Genomic DNA, 23181 nt, shown 5'->3' with positions numbered 1-23181 from the left:
TCAGGACTCCTTGGTGGTCACGAACGCGGCGTCCAGCACCACGGCGCGGTCGGGCAGGAGGCGGACGGGGTTCAGGTCCAGCTCGAAGCCGGGACCCCAGTCGGCGGTCAGCGCGGAGACGGCGCGGAGCACGTCGGCCGCCGCCGCCACGTCCACCGCCCGCCGCCCGCGGGCGCCGGTGAGCAGGGCCGAGCCGCGCAGCTCGCCGAGCATGGCCTCCGCGTCGCCCTCGCCCAGCGGCAGGAGCCGGGACGTCACGTCGTCCAGCACCTCGGTGAAGATCCCGCCCAGGCCGACCGTGAGCACGGGGCCGAAGTCGGCCGACCGCACGCCGACCAGCAGCTCCACGCCGTCCTCGACCAGCTCCTCGACCAGGACCCGGCCGCCGAACGCGGCGATCTCCTCGTAGGCCGCCGCCGCGTCCGCCACGCCGACGCCGACCTTGACCGCGCCGACGTCGGTCTTGTGCACCAGGCCGGGCACGACGGCCTTGACCACCGCGCGCCCGCCCAGCTCGGCCACGAGGCTCGCGGCCTCCTCCGCCGAGGCGACGACGCGACCGGCGGGCACCCGCAGGCCCGCCGCCGTCAACAGGGCCTTCAGCTCCGGCTCGGTGACCTCCGCGCCGGGCGCGGGCACGGCGGTGGTCGCCGGCGGCAGCGCGGCCGGGCGCGGCCGGGACACCTGCCAGAGGGCGGCGGCGGCCCGCACGGCGCGCGCGGGCGTCGGGTACTCGGGCAGGCCGATCCGGCGCAGGGTCGCCCTGGCCTCGGGCGCCAGGAAGTCCGCACCGGTGCGGGAGACGAGCACCGGCTTGCCGGACGCCTGCGCGGTGCGGGCCAGGCTGTGCACGGCCTTGTCGACGTCGCCGTCGGTCATCACGCAGAAGCAGCCGATGATCATGTCGACGGTGTCGTCGGCCGCGATGGCGGCCAGGGACCGCTCGAACAGGCTGGAGTCGCTGAGCACCGCGGCGGTGACGTCGACCGGGTTGTCCACCGAGCCGAAGCTCGGCACGATCCCGGCGAGCACCTCGCGGGTCTCCGGCCGCAGCTCGCTGAGCCGCAGGCCCCGCGCCACGACGTCGTCCGCGGCGAGGATGCCGGAGCCGCCGGAGGTGGTCACGATCGCCACCCGCGGGCCCTTCGGGCGCAGGGGCGTGGCGAACGCGTCGCCCGCGTCCAGCAGCTCGTCGATGCCGTCGGCCCGCACGATGCCCAGTTGGCGCAGGGCGGCGTCGAGCACGCGGTCGTCGGTGGCCAGCGCGCCGGTGTGCGAGGCGGCGGCCCGCCCGCCCTCGGCGCTGCGCCCCGACTTCACCAGGGCCACCGGCTTGCCGGAGGCCGCCAGCGAGCGCAGCAGGTCGATGTCGGGCACGTTCTCCAGGTAGCCGAGCAGGGCGGTGCAGTCGGGTTCCCCGGCGAGGGCGGCCAGCACCTCCAGGGCGCTCACGTCGGCGTCGTTGCCGGTGGTGACGACCCAACCGGGCCGCATCCCGCGCTCGATGCCCAGGCTGGCCGCGCCGAAGCCCAGCGCGCCGCTCTGGCTGACGATGCCCAGCCCGCCGGGTTCCAGCGACACCACCGACTCGGCGGAGAACAGCGGGCTGAACGTGGCCAGCACCCGGCTGCGGAAGCCGACCGACCCGATGCAGTTGGGCCCGATCAGCCGCAGGCCACCCGCCCGGGCGCGGCTCACCGTCTCGGCCTGGAGCGCGGCGCCCTCGTCACCGACCTCGGCGAAGCCGGACGAGGCGATGATGGCCAGCTTGATGCCCGCGGCCACGCAGTCGTCGACCGCGGCGGGCACGCGCTCCGCGGAGACCATGATCAGCGCCAGGTCGATCGGCCCCGGCGCGTCCAGCACCGACGGGTACGCCGGGTAGCCCAGGATCTCACCGCCCTTGGGGTTGATCGGCAGCACCCGGCCCGGGTAGCCGTAGCGCCTCAGGTAGTCCACCGGCTTGCGGCCCAGCGCGCCCGGGCGCTCGGTGGCGCCGATGACCGCGACGGACTCCGCCCGCCACAGCAGCGACAGCGTGCTCATGCGACAACCCCGTCCAGTTCCGGCAGGTCGAACAACTTGCCCAAGACCTCCACGTAACGCGCGCCGTCCGGCGCGCCGGCCAGCTCCCTCGCCCGCACGGTCGGGCCGTGCAGCACCTTCTCCACGATCCGGTTCACCGACCGGGTGATCTCCGAGCACGTCCGCTCGTCCAGGGCGGGCATCTTGCGGAACAGCCTGCCCAGCTCGTCCTCCGCGGCCGAGGAGGCCACCGAGCGCAGCGCCACCAGGGCGGGTGCGACCCGCGCCGAGCGCTGCGCGGCGAGGAACCCGTCGACCTCGGTGGCGACGATCCGGCGGGCGGAGGTCACGCTGGCCAGCGCCGAGTCGTCCGCGTCCCGCCCGGCCAGCGTCTCCAGGTCGACCAGGCTGATGCCCTCGACGTCGGCCACGTCGGCGGCGATGTTGCGCGGCATGGCGAGGTCGAGCAGGAACAGCGGTGCTCCCGCGCGGCGGCGCACCGCCTCCGCCGCGGTGTCGGCGGTGAGGACCACGCCCGAGCCGCCGATGCAGGTCACCACGAGGTCGACCTCGGCGAGCAGGCCGGGCAGGTCCTCCAGCGGGTGGCCCTGGCCGCCCGCGGTGGCGGCCAGCCTGGCGGCCTTCTCCGGCGTGCGGTTGGCCACGTCGATGCGCGCCAGGCCGCTGCGCCGCAGGGCGGCCACGACCACACCGCCCATCGCCCCCGCGCCGATCACCAGGGCCGAGCGGCCGGTCATCGCACCGACCACCTGCTCCAGCGCGGACAGGCCCACGGTGGCCAGCGACCGGCCCGCGCGGTTGATGTCGGTCTCGCTGCGCACCCGCTTGCCGACCCGGATGGCGGCCTGCACCAGCTTGTTGATCAGCGGGCCGGACGCGGCGAGGCGCTGCGAGCGCTCCAGCGCGTCCTTGACCTGGCCGAGGATCTGGTCCTCGCCGATGACGATGGAGTCGAGGCCGCTGGCCACCGAGAACAGGTGGCTCACCGCGTCCTCGCCCCGGCGCAGGTAGAAGTAGGACTCGGCGTCCTCGGCGGAGATGCCCGCCCGGTCGAGCACGGCCCGGCGCACGGCGTCGGCCGCGTCCGCCCCGCCGTCGCGGGTCTCGACGTAGAACTCCATCCGGTTGCACGTGGACAGCGCGTACACCGCGCCGAACCCGTCGGCCGACCGCAGCCCGCCGACCACGTCCTCCAGCCGCCCGTCCGCGAGCACCAGGCGCTCCAGCACCTCCACCGGTGCCGAGGAGTGGCTGACGCCGAGCACGGTCAATTTCAGGTCGTCCACCGTCAGCGCTCCAGCCGTGATGCGAACTCGGCGGCCCAGTAGGTGATGATGATCGACGCGCCGGCGCGCCGGATGGAGCCGATGCTCTCCAGCACCACCTGCTCGCGGTCCAGCCAGCCGTTGGCGGCGGCGGCCTCGATCATCGAGTACTCGCCGGAGACCTGGTAGGCGGCCACCGGCACGTCGGTGTGCTGCGCGATCAGCGACACGATGTCCAGGTAGGCGCCCGCGGGCTTGACCATCACGATGTCCGCGCCCTCTTCGAGGTCGAGGTCGACCTCGCGCAGCGACTCCCGGATGTTGCCGGGCACCTGCTGGTAGGTGCGCCGGTTGCCGACCAGCGAGGACTCCACGGCGTCGCGGAACGGGCCGTAGAACGCGGAGGCGTACTTGGCGGAGTAGCCCATGATCGGGATCTGCTGGAAGCCCTCGGCGTCCAGCGCCGCCCGGATGGAGCCGATCTGGCCGTCCATCATGGCGCTGGGCGCGATGACGTGCGCGCCGGCGCGGGCCTGGGCCACCGCCATCGCGGCGAGCCGCTCCAGGCTGGCGTCGTTGTCGACGTCGCCGTCCGGGCCGAGCACGCCGGTGTGCCCGTGGTCGGTGTACTCGTCGAGGTTGACGTCGCCGATGATCACGGTGGCGTCGCCGACCTCCTCGGCGACGTCGCGCAGCGCGACCTGGAGGACGCCGTCGGGGTCGGACGCGCCGGTGCCGAGCGGGTCCTTGTGGACCGGGATGCCGAACAGCAGCAGGCCGCCGACGCCCGCGGTGACCGCCTCGACGGCGGCCTTGCGCAGCGAGTCGCGGGTGTGCTGGTAGACGCCCGGCATCGAGCCGATCTCCCTGGGCTCGGTCAAGCCCTCGTGCAGGAACAGGGGTTGGACCAGGTTCGACGCGTGCGGTCGGGTCTCCGCGGCCAAGCGGCGCAGCGCCGGGGTCCGGCGCAACCTGCGGAGGCGGACTACGGGGAAGCTGGACATCAGGCGACCTTTCCGATCGTGGACCCGAGGAAGACGTTCTCGATGTGCTCGGTGAGCCGGTCGTCCGGCCGGCGGAACCAGTAGCCGGCGCCGGAGCGGGAGGTGATGCCCAGGCGCTGGGCCTGCACCGTCAACTCGGTCATGCGGACCAACAGCCCGGCGGGGTCGATCAGCGGCACCCCGTGCAGCTCCTTGACGCCCAGGTGCCAGAAGATCTCGGTCGGGATGCCCTCGGCCGGGATGAGCAGTTGCGCGCCCGCCTCCGCGGCGCGCTGGGCGGCGGCGCCGTAGGCGTCGAGGAACAGGTCGAAGTCGCCGTTGACGGCCAGACGCACCGCCTCGTGGCCGTCGGCGGCCATCTCGTACGACGACAGCCGGTTGCCGATCCCGTAGCGCTCGATGTTCTCCGAGATGATCTCGCGCAGGGCGGGCATGAAGCCCAGCACGCCGAAGCGGTAGCCCATCAGCGCGCTGTAGAAGAACGCGGTCTCGCCGTAGCCGAGGGTCGGGATGGAGGTCATGGCGCGGGCGTCGTGCAGGCCGGGGTCCTGGCCGGCGGCGATGACCCACGCGTCGTAGCCCTCGCGCTCGGCGACGACGGCGGACCGGGCGAAGTAGGCGTTGAAGTGGATCTGGAGGGCGCCGAACTTCACCAGGTCGAACGGGGTGGCGTCGCCGTAGGTGTCCTCGGGCAGCGTCTTGATGTCGATGGTGGTGCCGGGCGAGGCGACCTCGGCGAGGTGCTTGCGGTACCAGTCGTCGAGCAGGGGCAGTCGTCCCTCGACGGTGTGCTTGTGGAACCAGATCCTCATGGCTGTGCGCCCTTTCGGGGAGTCAAGCGGACTGGGCGGAACGAGCGGGTGGCACGTGACGTGGTGCGGAGTCGAGCATCGACGCCCGGCTGAGCCAGGCGGTGGCGGCCACGGGGTCCTCGGCGGTGTCGGCGATCTCGCGCACCGCGTCCTCGACGCGGGTGCCGCCGCGTCCATCCACACCGGACACCCGCGCTTCGCTGCGCGGGATCACCTGGTCGGTGACCGCGGTCCGGCGCCGACGGGCGGCGGTGTCGAGGGTGTCGTCGGGCGCACCGCGGACCACCGCGGCCAGGGCCCCGGCGAGGTCCACGGCGTCGTGGATGCCGCAGTTCATGTTCATGCCGCCGGCGGTGGAGGTCAGGTGGGCCGCGTCACCGGCGAACAGCACGCGGCCCGCGCGGTAGTCGTCCAGGACGCGGCGGGAGGTGCGGTAGGTGTGCGCGTCCCGGACGGAGATCCGCGGGGCGGCGGTGGGCAGCGCGCGGTGCAGCAGGTCGACCACCCGGTCCGGCGGCACGGTGCCGTCGTGGGCCTCGCGCGGCACGCGCAGGATCACCCGCCACAGGCCGGGCATGCCGAGCACGCTGCACGACTGCTCGGGGTGGCGGAAGTAGGTCATGGGCGACAGGCCCGGCACCAGTTCGTCCAGCGGTGTGTCGGTGATGACGCGCAGCGCGCACGTCGGGTACTCCGCGCCGGCGAACCGCAGGCCGAGGGAGGCGCGGACGGCGCTGCGCGCGCCGTCGGCGGCCAGGACGTGCCCGGCGCGCAGCGTGCCGCCGGCGCGGAGCACGACCTCGACGCCGTCCGGGTGCTGGACGACGCCGGACACCGGGGTGTCGAACCGGACGTCGGCGTGGGGGAAGCGGGCGAGTTCCTCCAGCAGCAGCGGGGTGAGCGCGCTCTGCTCCGCGTGCAGCCGGAAGGGGTGCCGGGTCAGCCCTTCCAGCAGCGAGTAGGGCATCTCGGCGAGCAGCGCCCCGGAGCGGTCGCGCCACTGGAGGCTGGTCACCGCGCGGCCCAGGGCGGTGAACCGCTCGGCGACGCCGAGGTCGGCCAGCAGGTCGAGCGTCGCCGGGTGGAACGTCGACGCGCGGGAGGCCGCGCCCAGGCCCGGACCGGCCTCCAGCACGGTGACCGGGACGCCGTCGCGGGCCAGCACCAGCGCGGCGGTCAGGCCGACGGGTCCGGCGCCGACGACGAGGACGCTCACGCCGGCGCACCCGCGGCCGCGGTCGCTCCCGTGGGCAGCGGCCAGTGGGCGGGCACGTCCGCACCGGGCGCGAGTTCGCGCAGCGCCCACCAGGCCGTGCACAGGTTGGAGGTGAGCACCACGCGGTCGCGTCCCGCGCCCAGCCGCTCCAACGCCTCCAGCGTGAACATGCCGGTCCCGGTGACCAGCAGCACCTCGTCGGTGGACCGGTCGGCGGCCAGCACCTGCTCGGCCAGCTCGTCCGGGGTCACGTCGTAGGGCGAGAAGCCGACCGACGAGCGCACCCGCACCACGTCGCGGACCTTGATGCCGGCCGCTTCCCAGTAGGCGCGCGACAGGTCGGTCAGCCACGGCTGGTACGGGGACACCAGCGTCGTCTCGCGCACGCCCAGCGCTGCGAGCGCCGCGAGCACGGTCCGGGTGACGGTGGTGACCCGGACACCGTGCCGCTCGCTGAGCCGCTCGCAGAACCGGCTTTCCTCGTCCGGTCCCTGGAGGTAGTGCGAGCCGCTGCACTCGGCCACCACGGCGTCCGGGCCCAGCCGCCCGAACGACTCGACGGCCGCCGGCAGCGCGTCGTTGTACAGGGAGATCCGCTCCCGTTGTTCCCGATCCGGGAAAACGGGAAAACGAGCCGCGTGGACGTTGACGAATCCGGCCAGCAGGGCGGCGATCTCCGGTTCCACTGCCGCATTCCCGGAAGGGACGACAACACCCAATCTGGGACTGTTCATCTTGGACATCACGACAAACCCCTCACATCCCGCTTTCGCTGACAGCGAGATTAGGCAGCCCCACCGGGACGACTCACTACGGTAAACCACAGAACGAACACGGAAATATCCTCTACGGAGATCCGAAACGGACGGCGACCACAAAAATGGCACGGCACGAGATCTCCCGGAACGTCGGTTCCGGGAGATCTCGTGCCGTGCCGGGCGGGAGTGCGGGGTTATCCCTTCGCCGCGGCGACCGGGGCCGTGACGCCTCCCGGTGCCTGCTTCGGCTTGCGCCGGACGAGGGTGACGCCGAGGATCGAGGCGACCGCGCCGACGTACACGGGCCAGCCGATCACCTCGTCCAGCACCAGGGCGCCGAGCAGCACGGACACCACGGGGAACAGGTAGGTGACCGTGGAGGCGATGGTCGGGCCGTCCTTGGCGATGATCTGGAAGTTCAGCACGTAGGCGAGGCCGGTGCAGACCGCTCCGAGCACGACCAGCGACAGCGCCGAGTCGAGCCGGAAGCTCACGGGCTGGAGCCCCGCGAACGGCAGTGCCAGCAGCATCAGCACCGAGGCCGCGGTCAGCTGCGCGGCGGCCAGCACCAGCGGCGGCACGCCGCGGCCGGTGAGGAACTTGCCCATGTAGGCGAAGCTGGCGCCGAGGCTGACCGTGCCGACGACGAAGGCGACGACGCTGCCCGTGCTGCCGACCGAGGCCGCGTTCCAGGGCGCGGCGATGAGCAGGGTGCCGAGCAGGCCGAGCAGCACGCCGGCGATCTTGGTCACCCCCAGCCCCCGGTCCTGGCCGAGGACGAACGCGGCGACGATCGTCCACAGCGGGGTGGTCGAGTTGATCACGCCCGCGATGCTCGACGTGCCGGACTGCTCGCCCCAGGCGAACAACGTCCACGGGATCGCGTTGCCGAGCAGCGCCGCGACCGCCAGGTGTCCCCAGACCTTGGCCTCCTTCGGCAACCGCAAACCGCGGCTGAAGACGAACGGCAGCAGCACCAGCGCACCGAGGACCAATCTCGTGAACACCATCTGCACCGGCGAGACGGCATATCCGGCGATCTTGATGAACATGAAGACCGAGCCCCAGATGAAACCGAGCGCGACGAGCCTCGCCAAGCCGCTCTTAGATAGCTCCCAAGACATGCGCCATCCCTCTGCCGTTGCTGTCCACGAACTGGCGGGCGGATTTCCGAGAAACCACCGCCGAGGCAGGCCGGCGTTCGCCCGAAGGCACGGAACCCGGTCGTGGTCCCAGCATCGCAGCGGGAGCGCGGCACTTCCAGCAACACTTTGTGGGGTCGATCGTGCAGGGAACCTGAACGATCAGCCCGGGAAGGCGGCCTTGGCCTCGGCGACCTCGGTCAGGGCCGTCAGCACGGCCTCCAGGTGCGGTGCGCACTCGGCGCCGCGCCGCACGGCGGCGAACAGGTGCCGGGTCGGCTTGTTCGCCTCCAGCACGCGGATGACCACGTCGTCGTGGCCGCTGGTGTCGATCAGCCGGGGCACCAGCGCGAGCCCGAGACCCAGGCCGACGGCGCTGAGCGTCGCCTCCCAGTCCCCGATCTCGTGCGCCACCTCGGGGGTGAAGCCCGCCGAGATGCAGGCGGCCAGCGAGATGTCCCGGCACGTGTCGCTGTTGGAGAAGATCCACTGCTCGCAGGCGAGGTCGGCCAACCGCACCTCGGGCGCGTGCGCGAGGGGGTGGTGCAGCGGCAGGGCCAGGTCGAACCGCTCGGCGAGCAGCGGCACGCGGTGGAACCTGCGGTCGTTGACCGACGGGCTGTCCTTGGAGGCCAGGGCCAGCACCAGGTCGATGTCGCCGCGCACCAACCGGTCGAAGGACTCCGGCGGGTCGGACTCGACCAGCCGCACCCGCAGGTCCGGGTGCGAGGTGCGCAGCAACCGCAGCGCGGGCAGGGCCAGGCCGGACAGCGTGGCGGCGAACCCGGCCACCCGCACGTCCGCCACGTGGCCCGCGGAGTGCGCGGCGAGGTCGGCGTGGACCCGCTCGATCTGCGCGAAGATGTCGTCGGCGCGGCGCAGGAGCACCCTGGCCGCGTCGGTGAGCCGGATGCGGCGGCCGACCGGTTCGACGAGCTGGACGCCCGCCTCCCGGCTCAGCGCGACGAGCTGCTGCGACACCGCGGACGGGGTCAGGTGCAGCGCCTGCGCCACCGCGGCCACGGTGCCGCGCTCCTCCAGCTCCCGCAGGACCCGGAACTTGCGGACGTCCAGCTCTGCCATCTGCCAACCTGCCTCGTGGGAACCCAGCTCAACGGAGTCGTCCGGTCGAGAGGTCGACGACGTCGGCCGCCACCCGTTCCAGCATGCCCCAGTAGTGCTCGGCCGGGTGGCGCCTGGTCTCGCCCGGGAACGTGGTGTCGAGGACGACGTGGGTCGCGCCGAGGTCGTCGAGCTCGGCCAGGTCGTCGCGAACCTGGTCGAGCGTGCCCTCGCCGAGCAGGCGCCGGTCGTCGGGCAGCGGGCGCTCGGTGACGCGCAGCTTGATCCGGGGCGCCAGCGCGGGCACGGGGAGGCCCTCGGCCTCCGCCACCCGGCGCAACCCCGGCAGGCCGACGCGCCGCAGGTAGCCGACCGGGACCGAGGTCGGGTGCCAGGCCTGGCCGTGGCGGACCGCGCGGCGCAACGCGCCCGCGCTGTGCCCTCCCACCCAGATCGGCGGGTGCGGGCGCTGGACGGGCGCGGGACCCGTGGCCACCGGCCCGAACGACACGTGCCGCCCGCGGAACTCGGCCCACTCCCGCGTCCACAACTCCTTCATGGCCGCCAAGGACTCGTCGGAGACCCGGCCCCGCCGCTCGTAGTGGGCGCCGACGGCGGCGAACTCGCCCGGCGCCCAGCCCCCGGCCACGCCCAGGACCAACCGGCCACCGCTGAACCGGTCGATGTTCGCGGCCATCCGCGCCATCACGAGCGGGTGCCGGTACGGCAGCACGACGACGGTCGTGCCCAGGCCGATGCGGGTCGTCTGCCCCGCCAGCCACGCCAACGTCGTGAACGGGTCGTAGAACGGCGCGGGGAACAGCCGCTCGACCTCCGGGGTCAGCGCGACGTGGTCGGACACCATCGCCAGGTGGTAACCGACGTCTTCCAGGTGCCGCACCCAGCCCACTATCGCGTCGGGCGTGGCCCGGTCGCCGTAGGTGGGGATGTTCACTCCGAATTCCATGTTCCCTCGCCGTCAGGCCGCCAGCGCGCCGGCGAGTTGCGCGCGTCGCGCGATGCCCAGCTTGCGGTAGATGTTCGTGATGTGCAGTTCCACGGCGCGGACCGAAACGCCGAAAACCGCGGCGATCTCGCGATTCGTCCTGCCGCACACGATCAGTTCGGCGATGCGCGATTCGTGCGCGGTCAACTCCCGGGAGGCCGCGGGCAGGGCCGGGCGCGAATCCTCCGCATTCCGCCGCGACTCGGGGACCGCCGAGCCGCCGAGCGCGATCAGGCCCGGTTGGTCGGACCGCGCGGCGAGGCCGCCCGGCACCGGCGTCCACTCGAGCACCCGGACGCTTTTGACCAGGTTGCACCGGACATACGGATCGGCTTGCACCACCCGGCGCACGGCGCGCTCGTCGGGCGCCTCGCAGAGCAGCAGCCCGCCGCGATCATCGGTGTACCAACCGCCGCCCGACAGGAACCCCAGCACCGCTTGCCGCTCCCAGTGGAGCCGGTGCGCCGGCCGGGTGTGGGCTAATCGCGGGTCGTCGCTCTCGAACATCATCTCCACGGCGAATTTCGCCATGACTTCCCCCAGTCGTCCAGTCTTGGCAATGAATACGCGGTTGCCGGATTGCGATTCGTGTTTACCCGAGGGCGTGGGTGAGCGCAAGCCGGGTCGCCGCCCGCCGCGCGGCGGTCCCGCAGGGCGGGAGCCATTCGGCACCGCGACCCCGGAGCACCCCGAATCCGGCGGCACGACGGCCTTCCCCGTTCGGAGGTCCGGCGGCCCGCCGGGATGTCGCCCGGCCGGTCGCCGGCGCACCGGAGGGTGCCGGCCCGCCGCCACCGCCATCCGGTGCCACCGCAGCCGTCCCGGTCCGTCCACTATGGATCGGGTCGTCCGGGCAAGGAAGATAGGTTGCCAATCCACTTCACCGGGAATGACCGCCACGACCCCGCATCACCCGTTCACCACCCCCGCCCGATACGCACCGCGACAGGGTGACCTCGGAATGTAATCTCGATCACGTTGACCCTCGGCGACCGGTCGAGTGGTCGCCTTTGCCGGATTTGCGCGCTGTGGCGCGAATCCACCGAATCGTCATAGTCCACTGTGGAGCATGATTGGGGATGACCGATCGGCGATCCTCCACATGCGACCACTGCCGGGGTGCCGTGCCCCTCAGCCGTACGCCCGCGCCTGGAGCGCGAACAGCTCCGCGTGCAGACCTCCCGCGGCCATGAGGCGGCCGTGGTCGCCGACCTCCGGCACCCGGCCGTCGCCGACCACGACGATCAGGTCGGCCGTGCGGACGGTGGAGGACCGGTGGGGAGACGGAGACGGTGACGGCGCCCGTGGTGGCGGCGACCCGCCTGGCGTGCTCGGCGTAGCGCTCGAACAGGGCGTGCTCGAACAGGGCGTGCTCGGCCTCGGGGTCCAGTGCCGACGTCGGCTCGTCCAGCACGAGCAGGAGCGGGGCCTGCCGCATCATGGCCCGGCCGAGCGCGAGCTTCTGCCACTGGCCGCCGGACAGCTCCGCGCCGTCGGCGTAGGTCTTGCCCGGGTACGTGCGCAGGCCGTCGGGCAGCCCCGCCGGCACGCCGGTGGCGTCGGCCCGCGCCAGGGCCGCCCGCACGGCCGGTTCGTCCGACACCTCGGGCAGGTCGCCGACGCCGACCGCCTCCTGTGCCGTGAACTCGTAGCGCACGAAGTCCTGGAATCCGGCGGCGACGCGGTCGCGCCACCGGTCGAGCGGCAGGTCGCGCAGGTCGGTCCCGTCGACCAGGACGCGGCCCGCGGTGGACCGGTAGAACCCGCAGAAGAGCTTGACCAGGGTCGACTTGCCCGCGCCGTTCCCGCCGACGATCGCGACCGCGGCGCCCGCCGGCAGCCGCAGGTCGACCTCCCGCGGCACGGGGACCTCGGTGCCGGGGTGGGTGAACGCGACGCCGGCCAGGTGGATGCCGTCACGCAGGCGGTCCGGCGGTTCCCCGCGCGCGACCCGGTCGGGGCCGGCGGTCGCGGCGGCGAGCCCGGTGAGCCCGGTGAGCCGGCGGTACGCGCCGGCCATCCGCTGGAGGTCCCGCAGCAGCGCGACGGCGGTGGCGACCTGCTGGTCGACCCGCACGGCCGGCACGACCAGCACCACGTCCCCTACGTCCCGCCGCCCGGCCACCGCCTCGCGCACGACGAGCAGCACACCGGCCACGCAGGCCAGCGCGAAGACCACCCGGCCGACCGCGCGGACCCACGTGGCGGTCGGGTGCGCCCGCCACAGGACCGCCGTCGCCTCGTCCCGGAGCCGGCGGTGCCGGGCGCGCAGCTCGTCCGGCACGCGCGAGACGCGCAGCTCGCCGGCCGGGCGGGCGTCGGTGGCCAGGTGGAACAGGTCCAGCGCGGTCCTGGTCGGCTCGGCGGTGCGGGTCCCGGCCCGGTCGACCCCGCGCAGGTCAACACCGCGCAGGTCGACCCCCGGATCAGGGGGTGAGGCCGCCGAGCAGGCGCCAGGTGCGCACGCGGTCCTCCGCCGTGGTCAGGTCGGTCTGGGTGAGCACGACCTCGGTGGCGCCGGCGTCGAAGTAGCGCCGGACCTCCGCGGCCACCTCCTCCTCGTCGCCGATCGCCACCAGGTCGGCGGCCCGGTCGACGCCGGACAGCTCGATCGAGCGCCGGTAGGACGGCACGCGGGTGTAGAACGCGGTGAGCTCGGCAGCCCGCTCCCGTGCCGCCGCGACGTCGGAGGTGACGAGGCCGGGCAGCGCCGCCACGACCCGCGGCGCGGGACGGCCCGCGCGGGCGGCGGCGGTCGTGAGGGCGGGCACGATGTGCTCGGCCAGGGCGCGCGGCCCGGCCATGTTGGTGACCGTGCCGTCGGCCAGCTCCCCCGTCACCCGCAGCGCCTGCGGGCCCATGGCCGCCACGAGCACCGGCAGCGGCGAGCCGCCGGGGACGGACGCGGGCAGCGGGGTGCGGGCCACCAGCGTCTCGCCCTCGAAGTCCACCGCACCGGTGTCCACGACCGACCGCAACGCGGTCAGGAACTCCCGCAACCGCCGCACCGGCCGGTCGTGCTCCTCGCCGAACACCGGTTCCACGAACGCCTTCGCACCCAGCCCGAGCCCGAGCGTGAACCTGCCGCCGGTGGCGGCCTGCGTCGTCTGGGCCTGGCCCGCCAGCGTGATCGGGTGCCGCCCGTACACCGGCACGACCGACGTGCCCACCTCCAGCCCCGGCACGTCCCGACCGACGAACCCGGCCAGCGCCACCGAGTCCACGTCGAACCGCTGCCCGAACCACGCCGACCCGATCCCGGCGGCGACGGCCTCGCGTGCCAGCGCGACCGCCGCGTCCACCGCGTTCCCGGTGCCCGACGGCACCACCACACCGATCTTCACGTGCACGCCAACCCCGGGCGGGCGCGCGGTCTTCCCGCGTCCACCATGCGGGAAGACGCGGATCAGAGCGCCGAGAAGTGGGCCGCGTCGCCGACGACCGCGGTGCTCGTGACGCCGTCCACGCCAACCGGGACGTCACCGGCGATGGTGATGCGGTGCAGGCGGCGGTGCGCGTCGTCGTAGTCGGCGACGCCGTAGTGCTGGGTGGCGCGGTTGTCCCAGATCGCCACGTCGCCTTCGGCCCACTGCCAGCGCACGGTGTTCTCCAGCCTGGTGACCCGGTCCTGGAGCAGCCGGTAGACCACGTGCGACTCGGTGCTCGTGAGGCCCACGATGCGCTTGACGAAGTGGCCGAGCAGCAGCGCCCGCTCGCCGGTCTCCGGGTGCACCCGCACCACGGGATGCTCGGTCTCGTAGCGCTGCGACTCGAACTCGTCGCGGTAGGACTCCTCCTTCACGTCCACGCCGCCGATGCGGGTGGAGTCGACGTGCCCGGCGTAGTCGTAGACGTTGCTGTGCACCGCCCACAGCCGGTCCACGAGCGCCTTGAGCGCGGGCGGCAGCTCCTCGTAGGCGCGCGCGGTGTTCGCCCACACCGTGTTGCCGCCGTACGGGGGCAGTTCCACGGCGCGCAGGACGCTGATCGCGGGCACCCGGTCGACGAACGTGACGTCGGTGTGCCAGCTGTTGGCCTTGCCGTAGTCGGAGTCGATCGGCAGCACGTTGGCGTGCTCGCGGCCCTTGACCGTCGGGTGCGCCAGCGTCGGCTCGCCGAGCAGGCGGGCGAACGCGAGCTGGCCCGCGTCGTCCAGGTGCCCCTGGCCGCGGAAGAACACGACCTTGTTGGCCAGCAACGCCTCCCGCACGGCCGCGACCGCGCCCTCGGAGAGGTCGCCGCCCAACCGGACGCCGTCGATCCGGGCGCCGATGCCGGCGCCGAGCCGGTGGACGGTGATGGTGTCGGAGAGCTGTGCGGTCATCGCCGGTGTCCTCTCGTGAGAATGCGTTTCCACTTCACGATGGGCAGCCGCGCGGAGCCAGCACAACATTGTGCGGCGGTGAATTAAGTCGTCCCAACACGCGGAACCGGTTGACACCGGCCGCGGCCGTTCGCCGGACCCGCGGCGACTTACTTGCACCGGGCAAAAAAGTGGTCCGTGTCCAGTTCCGCGGACCGCCGGCTCCATGATGTGGGACGTGCCCCGATGCCGTTGACCGGTCCTGACCTGGGTGTGACGCTCTCGAACGTGAGCCAAGCCGTGTTCCTCACCTCGCGCAGGCACGTCGATCTCCGACGGCAGGCCGGCGCCCTCTGTCGCGCCGGTCGCTGAACCGCACGTCCTTTCCCTCCCCCGGGCCCCGGTTCCCGGTATTTCGGCCTGCCCGCTTTTTCCCAGCAAAGGATTCGCCGTGACCAGCACGCGACGGAACTTCCTCGGCCTCACCCTCCTCGGCCTGACGGCGGCGACCGTCGGCTGCTCCACCGCGGGCGCCGGCGGCGGCGCGGAGACCCGCACGCTGCGCTACCAGGGGTGGGCGGGCGACGTGACGCTGCCCGAACTGGCCGCCGACCTGGGCTACCTCGGCGACGTGAAGCTGGAGTGGGTCGGCAACACCACCAGCGGCCCGCAGGACATCCAGTCCGCCGCCACCGGCCAGGTCGACTTCGGCGGCGCGTTCAACGGCGCGGTCGTCAAGCTCAAGGCCGCCGGTGCCCCGATCAAGTCGGTGATCGGCTACTACGGCTCCGACGAGGCGGCCTACAGCGGCTTCTACGTGCCGGAGGACAGCCCGGTCAGGTCCGCGCGCGACCTGCTCGGCAAGAAGGTCGGCATGAACACCCTGGGCGCGCACCACGAGGCGATGCTGGGCATCTACCTCAAGCGCAACGGGCTGACCCCCGACGAGATCAAGAAGGTGGAGCCGATCGCCGTGCCGCCGGTCAACATCGAGCAGTCCGTGCGGCAGGGGCAGATCGAGGTCGGCGTGCTCGGCGGCATCCTGCGCGACAAGGCGTTGGAGAAGGGCGGCCTGCGCAAGCTGTTCTCCGACTTCGACCTGCTCGGCGCGTTCACCGCGGGCACGTACGTGTTCACCGAGAAGTTCCTCCGAGACAACCCGGGCACCGTGCGGGCGTTCGTCAGCGGTGTGGCGCAGGCGATCGAGTGGAGCCGCACGACCCCGCGCGACGAGGTCGTGGCGCGCAAGGTCGGGATCCTCACGCAGCGCGGGCGCAACGAGGACCCCGCCGCGCTGCGCTACTGGAAGTCCAACGGCGTCGCGGAGAAGGGCGGCCGGATCGTGGACAAGGAGCTGTCGCTGTGGGTCGACTGGCTCGCCGACCGCGGCGAGATCACCCGCGACCAGGTCAGGCTCGACGAGCTCTACACCAACGAGTTCAACGGGGTGGCGGCGTGAGCACTCACATCAGCTTCCGCGGCGTCACCAAGTGGTTCCCGGTCAAGGACCGGGCTTCGCGCCGGCGGGTCGAGTTCACCGCCGTGCGCGGGGTCGACCTCGACGTGGAGCGCGGCGAGTTCCTGGTCCTGGTCGGGCCGAGCGGCTGCGGCAAGTCCACCCTGCTCGACCTCCTCGGCGGCCTGACCGAGCCGAGCGAGGGCCGGGTGCTGCTCGACGGCGCGCCGATCACCGGCCCGGGGCTGGACCGGGGCGTGGTGTTCCAGCAGTACGCGCTGCTGCCGTGGCGCACCGCGCAGGGCAACGTCGAGTTCGGCCTGGAAGCGGCCGGCGTGCCGCGCCGCGAGCGGCCCGCCCGGGCCCGCGAGTTCCTGGACCTGGTGGGCCTGGCCGGGTTCGAGGACCGGCACCCGCACCAGCTCTCCGGCGGCATGCGGCAGCGCGTGGCGATCGCCCGCAGCCTGGCCTACGACCCGACCGTGCTGCTGATGGACGAGCCGTTCGCGGCCCTCGACGCGCAGACCCGCGAGTCGTTGCAGGACGAGCTGCTGCGCATCTGGCGGCGCACCGGCAAGACGGTCGTGTTCATCACGCACTCCATCGACGAGGCGGTCTACCTGGGCCAGCGGGTCGCGGTGCTGACCTCGCGGCCCGGCCGGGTGAAGGAGGTCGTCCCGATCGACCTGGGCGACCGGGTGGACCAGGCCGACCTGCGCTCCGGCACCGGGTTCGCGCGGTACCGGCACCGGATCTGGGAGCTGCTGCACGACGAGGTCTCCCGCGCCCAGCAACAGGAGAAGGAGGTGGCGGGGGTATGACCGCGCTGCTGGAGTCACGACCGGCCGTGGACGGGGAGCGGCCCGCGGGCCGGGTGCGGCGGCCGTCGGTCGCGCGCCGGGTGGCCGACGCCCTGGTGACCGGGGTCGGCAAGGTGGCGGCCGTCGTGCTGCTGCTGGCGGTGTGGGAGGTCGCGCCGCGGCTGGGACTGGTCGACGCCACGTTCCTGCCGCCGTTCTCCACCGTGCTCGACGAGTGGTGGCGCCTGGCCGGCAACGGGCAGCTGCTGGACCACACCGGGGCGAGCCTGGCCCGGTCGCTGTCGGGGTTCGGCCTCGCGGTGGCGGTCGCCGTGCCGCTCGGCCTGCTGATCGGCTGGTACAAACCGGTGGCCACGCTGCTCGGGCCGCTGCTGGAGGTCTTCCGCAACACCGCCGCGCTGGCGTTGCTGCCGGTGTTCGTGCTGCTGCTCGGCATCGGCGAGACGTCCAAGATCGCCATCGTGTTCTACGCCTGCACGTGGCCGATCCTGCTGAACACGATCAGCGCCGTGCGCGGTGTCGACCCGACGCTGCTGCGGCTGGCCCGGTCGGTGGACCTCTCGGGGTTCCGGCTGTTCCAGAAGGTGATCCTGCCCGCGGCCGTGCCCACGGTGTTCACCGGCATCCGGCTGGCGGGCGCGGTCTCGATCCTGGTGCTGGTGGCCGCGGAGATGGTCGGCGCGAAGGCCGGCCTCGGCTACCTGGTCAACGCCTCGCAGTTCAACTTCGCCATCCCCCGGATGTACGCGGGCATCGTCACGATCTCCGCGATCGGCGTCGTGTTCAACCAGCTGCTGGTCGCCCTGGAGCGCCGGTTCACGTCCTGGCGCGTCCCGGTCGGTTCCTGATCCCCCACGCACGGAAGGAGCATCGGATGACGCTCGAACTGGACGCGGACGTGCTGGTCGTCGGCGGCGGGCCCGCGGCGACCTGGGCCGCGCTCAAGGCCGCCGAGGAGGGCGCCTCGGTGGTGCTGGCCGACAAGGGGTACTGCGGCACCAGCGGCGCGACGGCGTCCGGTGGCACCGGCGTGTGGTACGTGCCGCCGGAGCCCGACGCCCGGGAGCGCGCCATGGCGAGCCGCGAGGCGCTGGGCGGGTACCTGGCCGACCGGCGGTGGATGGCCCGGGTGCTCGACGAGACCTACGACCGGGTCAACGAGCTGGCCGAGGTGGCCCGCTACCCGTTCCCGGTCGGCCCGGACGGCGCGCCGCTGCGCAACGGCCTGCAGGGGCCGGAGTACATGCGGCGGCAGCGCATCCGGGTGCGCCGGGCGGGGGTGCGGGTCCTCGACCACAGCCCCGTCACCGAGCTGCTCGCGACCGACGACGGGGCGGTGGCGGGTGCGGCGGGCTACCAGCGCCAGGCCGACCGGGCGTTCCGGGTGCGGGCCGGCGCGGTGGTGCTCGCCACCGGCGGCTGCGCTTTCCTCAGCAAGGCCCTGGGGTGCAACGTCAACACCGGTGACGGCGCGCTGTTCGCCGCGGAGGTGGGCGCGGAGCTGTCGGGCATGGAGTTCTCCAACGCCTACGGCATCGCGCCCGAGCACACCTCGGTCACCAAGACCGCGTTCTACAACTACGCCACCTTCTACCGGGCGGACGGCTCGGTGCTCGACGGCGCGGGCAGCCAGCGGGGCCGGTCGGTGATCGCGCGGACGTTGCTGGCCTCGGAGAAGGTGTTCTGCAAGCTCGACCGGGCCGACGAGGCCGCCCGGCGGGCGATGCGGCTGGCGCAGCCGAACTTCTTCCTCACCTTCGACCGGCTGGGCGTCGACCCGTTCACCCAGCCGTTCGCGGTGACCCTGCTGGCCGAGGGCACGGTGCGCGGCACGGGCGGCATCCGGATCGTGGACGACGGCTGCGCGACCACCGTGCCGGGCCTGTACGCGGCCGGTGACGCGGCGACCAGGGAGCTGATCTGCGGCGGGTTCACCGGCGGCGGCAGCCACAACGCGGCGTGGGCGATCTCGTCCGGCTCGTGGTCGGGGCGGGCGGCGGCCCGGTTCGCCCGCGCGCTCGGACCGGGTGCGACCGCACGGCGGGTCCGCGCCGCCGGTGGCGCCGGGCTGCGCCCGACCGGCACGACCTCGGCGGTGTCGGCGGCGGAGGTCGTCGGCGCGGTGCAGGCCGAGGTGCTGCCGTACGACAAGAACTACCTGCGGCACGGCGACGTGCTGCGCACCGCGCTGGGGCAGCTCGACGCGACGTGGGCGGCGGTCCGCTCCGGCCTGCGCGCCGAGGGCGCGGACCTCGTGCGCGCCCGTCAGGCCGCCGCGATGGTCGCGCACGCCCGCTGGATGTACACCTCGGCGTTGACGCGCAGCGAGAGCCGGGGCATGGCCAAGCGGCTGGACTTCCCCGACCTCGACCCCGCCCAGCACTTCCGGATCACCTCCGGCGGCCTGGACGAGGTGTGGGCCCGCCCGCAGGAGGTCGCGGCATGATCGAGCTGGTGTCGGCCGCGCGGTGCGTCACCTGCGACAAGTGCGTCGCCGTGTGCCCCACGAACGTCTTCGACCGCGGCCCGGACGGCGTGCCGGTGATCAGCAGGCAGCAGGACTGCCAGACCTGCTTCCAGTGCGAGGCCAACTGCCCCACCGACGCGTTGTTCGTCGCGCCGCACACCCACCCGCTGCCCGCCGAGTCCCCCGCGCACGACGAGGAGCACCTGCGGCGCACCGGGCTGCTCGGCAGCTACCGGCGCGACATCGGGTGGGGTCGCGGGCGCACTCCGGGCGCGGCCCGCGCGGTGGGCCCGGCGCTGTCCCCGTCCGGCCCGCCCCTGATCTCGTGAACGCGGGCGTGACGGGTCGCGGCACGGCTGCGGCGGCGTTGCTGGGCGCGGTGCTGCGGCACGGTCCGGTCGCGCGCAGCACCGTCGCGCGGCTGACCGGCCTGAGCCCGGCTGCCGTGACCCGCAACTGCGCCGCGCTCACGGGCCTCGGCCTGCTCACCGAGGTGGCCGGACCGCTGCCGTACCAGGGCATCGGCCGACCGCACACCCCGGTGGACGTGGAGACCGGCCGCCACCTGGTGGCCGGCGTCCACATCGCCCACGAGCACTGCACGCTGGCGCTGCTCGACCTGCGCGGGCGGGTCCGGGCGCGGCTGCGCGTGCCGCACCGCGACCCGGACGACCCCGGTGACGTGCTGACCACCGCCGCCGACCACCTGGTGCGGCTGCACGCCGAACACCTGCCGGGGCACGTACCGCTCGGCCTGGGCGTCGCGGTGGGCGGCTGGGTCGACACCGAGGCGGGCACGCTGGTCGAGCACACCTCGCTGGGCTGGCGCGACGTGCCCGTGCGCGACCTGCTGGCCGCCCGGACCGGGCTGCCGGTGCTGGTGGACAGCCACGCGCGGGCGCTGGCGCGGGCGGAGCAGCTGTTCGGCGCGGCGGGCCACCACGAGTCGCTGGTGCACCTGTTCGTCGGCAACGTGGTGGACGCGGCGATCATCACCGGTGGCGCCACGCACCGGGGCGCGCGCTCGGCGGCGGGCGGTGTCGCGCACCTGGCGCTGGGCGACCCGGCGATCGAGTGCCCGTGCGGGCGCAACGGCTGCCTGGAGGCCACCGTGTCCGACCGGGCGTGGGCGTGGCGGGCCTACCGGGCGGGCGTGGTCGACCGGCCCTCGATCGCGGACCTGGGCGACGCCGCCGTGGCCGGGGACGGCGCCGCCACCGCCCTGCTGGTCGACCGGGCCCGGACCGTCGCCCGCGCCGCCGCGCTGCTGTTCGACATCGTCAACCCGGACGTCGTCGTGGTCACCGAGCTGGGCGTGATCCGGCTGCCCGAGTGCGCGGAGGCGTTGCGCGCCGAGGTGGCCGCGACCTCCCGCGCGTGCCCGTCGCCGTCGGCCGTGCTGGGCAGCAGCTTCGGCCTCGACGTCCTCGGCGTGGCGGCTGGCGCCGTGCAGCTCGACGCCATCTACGCCGATCCCCTGAACCTGCGCAACCCGATCCGGTTGGGAGTCTGAAGTTGTCCGCACGCGAGCTGCACCTCAACGCGTTCCTCATGGGCGTCGGCCACCACGAGGCGGCCTGGCGGCACCCCCGCACCGACCCGCGCGCCCCCGACGACGTGGCGCACTTCCAGCACCTGGCGCGGGTCGCCGAGCGCGGCACGTTCGACTCGGTGTTCCTCGCCGACGGCGTGCAGATCTGGGGCGACGTGCGGCACACCGCCGCCATCCGCTTCGAGCCGATCACGCTGCTGACCGCGATCGCGCAGGCCACCGAGCGCATCGGGTTGATCGCCACCGCCTCGACCGGGTTCACCGAGCCGTACAACCTGGCGCGGCTGTTCTCCTCGCTCGACCACATCAGCGGCGGGCGGGCCGGGTGGAACATCGTCACCACCGCCGGGGACCGCTCGGCGCAGAACTTCAACCGGGAGGTCAACACCGAGCACGCCGAGCGCTACCGGCGCGCCGCCGAGTTCCTCGACGTCGTGACGGCGCTGTGGGACTCGTGGGAGGACGACGCGCTGGTGGTGGACCGGGAGTCGGGCGTGTTCGCCGAGGACGCCAAGGTGCACGAGATCAACCACAAGGGCCGGTTCTTCTCGGTGCGCGGCCCGTTGAACGCGGTGCGCAGCCCGCAGGGCCACCCGCTGCTGGTGCAGGCCGGCTCCAGCGAGGACGGCAGGGCGTTCGCGGCGCGGTGGGCCGAGGCGGTGTTCACCGCGCACCAGACCCACGGCGACGCGGCCGCGTTCTACGCCGACCTGAAGGCCCGCGTCACGGCGCAGGGCCGGGACGCCGGCGCCGTCAAGGTGCTGCCCGGGATCGTGCCGGTGCTGGGCGGCACGGAGGTCGAGGCGCGGGCGCTGGCCGACGAACTGGACGCGTTGATCATCCCCGAGCGGGCGGTGCGGCAGCTCGCCGAGCTGATCGGCGTCGACCTGACCGACCACCCGCTCGACGCGCCGCTGCCGCCGTTCCCCCCGGTCAGCCGGGTCAACGGGGCGAAGAGCCGGTTCGAGCTGGTGCGCGACCTGGCCGAGCGGGAGAGGTTGACGCTGCGCCGGTTGCTGGGCCGCCTCGGCGGCGGGCGCGGGCACCAGGTCGTCACCGGCACGCCCGAGCAGGTCGCCGACCACATCGAGCTGTGGTTCACCACGGGTGCGGCGGACGGCTTCAACGTGATGGCCCCGCTCCTGCCGTCGGGGCTGGAGGACTTCGTGGACCACGTGGTGCCGCTGCTGCGCGCCCGCGGCCTGTTCCGGTCCGAGTACGCCGGGCGGACGCTGCGCGAGCACTACGGCCTGCCCCGGCCGGTCAGCCGCTACACCGCGCCGGCGGTGGTCTGACCGCGGTCGCCCCGGCCGGTCCCTCGTCGGGTGCTCCGGCGCTCGGGAGCCACGTCGGCGAGGACCGGTCGCGGGGCGTGCGGTTCCCGAAGAACACCCGGGCGTCCGGAGCGGGATCGAGTGCCTGCGCCGACCGGGTTCCGGGGCCGGCGGGTCCGGTGCGGGGTGGGGGGTACGGGCGCTCGGCGTCCCGTCCCGGAGCCATCCGCTCACGAGAGGCGGTGACACGGGGCGGACGCGAGGCCCGGGGCGAACGGCGGGGGTGCCCGCGGGTGGGTGGAAGTCGGGCACACACCGCGTCAGGCACCCACCGAGTCGGGCACCCACCGCGTCGGGCGGAACGCGGCGGCGCAGTTGCCGCACCGGCGGGTGCGGGGGCAGCGACTCCGGCGTCACGGCCCGGCGGAAGGGCAGGTCGGCCGCGGGCGACGGACGCGTCACCTCGACCCACGCCCGTCCCTCCGTCGGGGCAGCCGATGTTCGCGCGCCCCACGGGCGGCGCCAACCGATTCACCCCTTGATCGTGGGCCGATCGGGACGCCACCACCACACCACCGCGCGCACCACCGCCGCCGACCCCGCGACCAGCACGACCACCCCGACGACGGCCACGCTCACCTCGCCCGCCCGCGTGAACGACACGAGGACGAGCCACAGGCCGACCACCGCCAGCACGGGCGCGAGCCACGGCGTCTCCCGCGAGGCGAGGGCGTGCACCAGCGAGCACACCGCCACCGCGAACCCGGCCAGCACGTCGTTCCACCGGGGGTCGAAGTCGCCCACCCGGTAGCCCAGCGCGAACGGTGCCATCAGGAGCCACAGGCCGGCCAGGAAGCTCACCGCGACCCCGAACGTCACCACCGCGTCCCACCCCGCACCCCGACGTGCCGGAGACGTCACAGCGCTCCCCCTCCCCCGCGACCACCCCCGATCATGGCACCGCGGCGGGGCGGCGCACCTGACGCTTGCCTTGCGA

Annotated in this window: 22 protein-coding genes; 8 read left to right on the top strand and 14 right to left on the bottom strand. The window is 73.7% G+C overall.

Translation table 11 applies throughout. From position 1 onward, the window contains the following. From ACIGNX_RS02480 to ACIGNX_RS02420, 13 genes are all read right to left on the bottom strand, one after another. Complete coding sequence (locus tag ACIGNX_RS02480; RefSeq protein WP_396535479.1) at positions 1–2046, bottom strand: acetate--CoA ligase family protein; 2046 nt, start codon at positions 2044–2046, stop codon at positions 1–3. Then, positions 2043–3332, bottom strand: a complete 1290-nt coding sequence (locus ACIGNX_RS02475) for a glutamyl-tRNA reductase (protein ID WP_396535477.1) — start codon at positions 3330–3332, stop codon at positions 2043–2045. The genes ACIGNX_RS02480 and ACIGNX_RS02475 overlap by 4 nt, the downstream gene beginning before the upstream one ends. 2 nt (positions 3333–3334) lie before the next feature. After that, entirely contained in the window at positions 3335–4315 is a 981-nt protein-coding gene (hemB, locus tag ACIGNX_RS02470) for a porphobilinogen synthase (protein WP_396535475.1), read from the bottom strand. Continuing rightward, positions 4315–5127: an aspartate/glutamate racemase family protein gene (locus ACIGNX_RS02465; RefSeq protein ID WP_396535473.1), complete on the bottom strand. Its 813-nt coding sequence runs from the start codon at positions 5125–5127 to the stop codon at positions 4315–4317. The genes hemB and ACIGNX_RS02465 overlap by 1 nt, the downstream gene beginning before the upstream one ends. A gap of 22 nt (positions 5128–5149) precedes the next feature. Next, a complete protein-coding gene (locus ACIGNX_RS02460) occupies positions 5150–6343 on the bottom strand; it encodes an FAD-dependent oxidoreductase (protein ID WP_396535471.1) in 1194 nt (397 codons plus the stop codon). After that, positions 6340–7077: a hypothetical protein gene (locus tag ACIGNX_RS02455; protein WP_396535469.1), complete on the bottom strand. Its 738-nt coding sequence runs from the start codon at positions 7075–7077 to the stop codon at positions 6340–6342. The genes ACIGNX_RS02460 and ACIGNX_RS02455 overlap by 4 nt, the downstream gene beginning before the upstream one ends. Positions 7078–7295: 218 nt before the next feature. Then, positions 7296–8225: a DMT family transporter gene (locus tag ACIGNX_RS02450; RefSeq protein WP_396535467.1), complete on the bottom strand. Its 930-nt coding sequence runs from the start codon at positions 8223–8225 to the stop codon at positions 7296–7298. A gap of 180 nt (positions 8226–8405) precedes the next feature. Continuing rightward, positions 8406–9326 (bottom strand): LysR family transcriptional regulator, encoded by a 921-nt coding sequence (locus ACIGNX_RS02445; RefSeq protein WP_396535465.1) that lies wholly within the window; start codon positions 9324–9326, stop codon positions 8406–8408. A 28-nt stretch (positions 9327–9354) separates the two neighbouring features. Then, positions 9355–10272, bottom strand: a complete 918-nt coding sequence (locus tag ACIGNX_RS02440; RefSeq protein ID WP_396535463.1) for a TIGR03619 family F420-dependent LLM class oxidoreductase — start codon at positions 10270–10272, stop codon at positions 9355–9357. 12 nt (positions 10273–10284) lie between these two features. Then, positions 10285–10842, bottom strand: coding sequence for a LuxR C-terminal-related transcriptional regulator (locus ACIGNX_RS02435; RefSeq protein ID WP_396535461.1), 558 nt, complete (start codon positions 10840–10842; stop codon positions 10285–10287). Between the two features lie 442 nt (positions 10843–11284). Next, complete coding sequence (locus ACIGNX_RS02430; RefSeq protein ID WP_396535459.1) at positions 11285–12595, bottom strand: ATP-binding cassette domain-containing protein; 1311 nt, start codon at positions 12593–12595, stop codon at positions 11285–11287. 142 nt (positions 12596–12737) lie between these two features. Beyond that, the gene (locus tag ACIGNX_RS02425; protein WP_396535457.1) at positions 12738–13655 is read right to left on the bottom strand and encodes a TIGR03564 family F420-dependent LLM class oxidoreductase; all 918 of its coding nucleotides are present in this window, start codon (positions 13653–13655) and stop codon (positions 12738–12740) included. 62 nt (positions 13656–13717) lie between these two features. Beyond that, the gene (locus ACIGNX_RS02420; protein ID WP_396535455.1) at positions 13718–14635 is read right to left on the bottom strand and encodes a TauD/TfdA dioxygenase family protein; all 918 of its coding nucleotides are present in this window, start codon (positions 14633–14635) and stop codon (positions 13718–13720) included. Positions 14636–14860: 225 nt separating this feature from the next. Between ACIGNX_RS02420 and ACIGNX_RS02415 the strand changes: the two genes are divergently transcribed. The 8 genes from ACIGNX_RS02415 (at position 14861) to ACIGNX_RS02380 (ending at position 22205) form a co-directional block, all read left to right on the top strand. Continuing rightward, complete coding sequence (locus tag ACIGNX_RS02415; protein WP_396535453.1) at positions 14861–14986, top strand: putative leader peptide; 126 nt, start codon at positions 14861–14863, stop codon at positions 14984–14986. Between the two features lie 79 nt (positions 14987–15065). Further along, positions 15066–16073: an ABC transporter substrate-binding protein gene (locus tag ACIGNX_RS02410; protein ID WP_396535451.1), complete on the top strand. Its 1008-nt coding sequence runs from the start codon at positions 15066–15068 to the stop codon at positions 16071–16073. Continuing rightward, on the top strand, positions 16070–16891 hold the full coding sequence (locus tag ACIGNX_RS02405) for an ABC transporter ATP-binding protein (RefSeq protein WP_396535449.1): 822 nt from the start codon (positions 16070–16072) through the stop codon (positions 16889–16891). Before ACIGNX_RS02410 ends, ACIGNX_RS02405 begins: the two co-directional genes overlap by 4 nt. Next, on the top strand, positions 16888–17739 hold the full coding sequence (locus tag ACIGNX_RS02400) for an ABC transporter permease (protein WP_396535447.1): 852 nt from the start codon (positions 16888–16890) through the stop codon (positions 17737–17739). The genes ACIGNX_RS02405 and ACIGNX_RS02400 overlap by 4 nt, the downstream gene beginning before the upstream one ends. 26 nt (positions 17740–17765) lie before the next feature. Then, positions 17766–19337: an FAD-binding protein gene (locus ACIGNX_RS02395; protein ID WP_396535445.1), complete on the top strand. Its 1572-nt coding sequence runs from the start codon at positions 17766–17768 to the stop codon at positions 19335–19337. Beyond that, a complete protein-coding gene (locus ACIGNX_RS02390) occupies positions 19334–19687 on the top strand; it encodes a 4Fe-4S dicluster domain-containing protein (protein ID WP_396535443.1) in 354 nt (117 codons plus the stop codon). Before ACIGNX_RS02395 ends, ACIGNX_RS02390 begins: the two co-directional genes overlap by 4 nt. After that, positions 19684–20871: an ROK family protein gene (locus ACIGNX_RS02385; protein WP_396535441.1), complete on the top strand. Its 1188-nt coding sequence runs from the start codon at positions 19684–19686 to the stop codon at positions 20869–20871. Before ACIGNX_RS02390 ends, ACIGNX_RS02385 begins: the two co-directional genes overlap by 4 nt. Before the next feature lie 2 nt (positions 20872–20873). Beyond that, positions 20874–22205 (top strand): LLM class flavin-dependent oxidoreductase, encoded by a 1332-nt coding sequence (locus tag ACIGNX_RS02380; protein WP_396535439.1) that lies wholly within the window; start codon positions 20874–20876, stop codon positions 22203–22205. A gap of 510 nt (positions 22206–22715) precedes the next feature. On the opposite strand, the gene ACIGNX_RS02375 is transcribed toward ACIGNX_RS02380, so the two are convergent. Beyond that, a complete protein-coding gene (locus ACIGNX_RS02375) occupies positions 22716–23105 on the bottom strand; it encodes an SPW repeat protein (RefSeq protein ID WP_396535437.1) in 390 nt (129 codons plus the stop codon). Positions 23106–23181: the final 76 nt, after the last annotated feature.

It is taken from the genome of Actinosynnema sp. NPDC053489 (assembly GCF_044544865.1).
In the GTDB taxonomy this organism is placed as follows: Bacteria; Actinomycetota; Actinomycetes; order Mycobacteriales; family Pseudonocardiaceae; genus Actinosynnema.
Note: the sequence above shows the minus strand (reverse complement) of the source record. Positions and strands in the feature narration are given on the sequence as shown.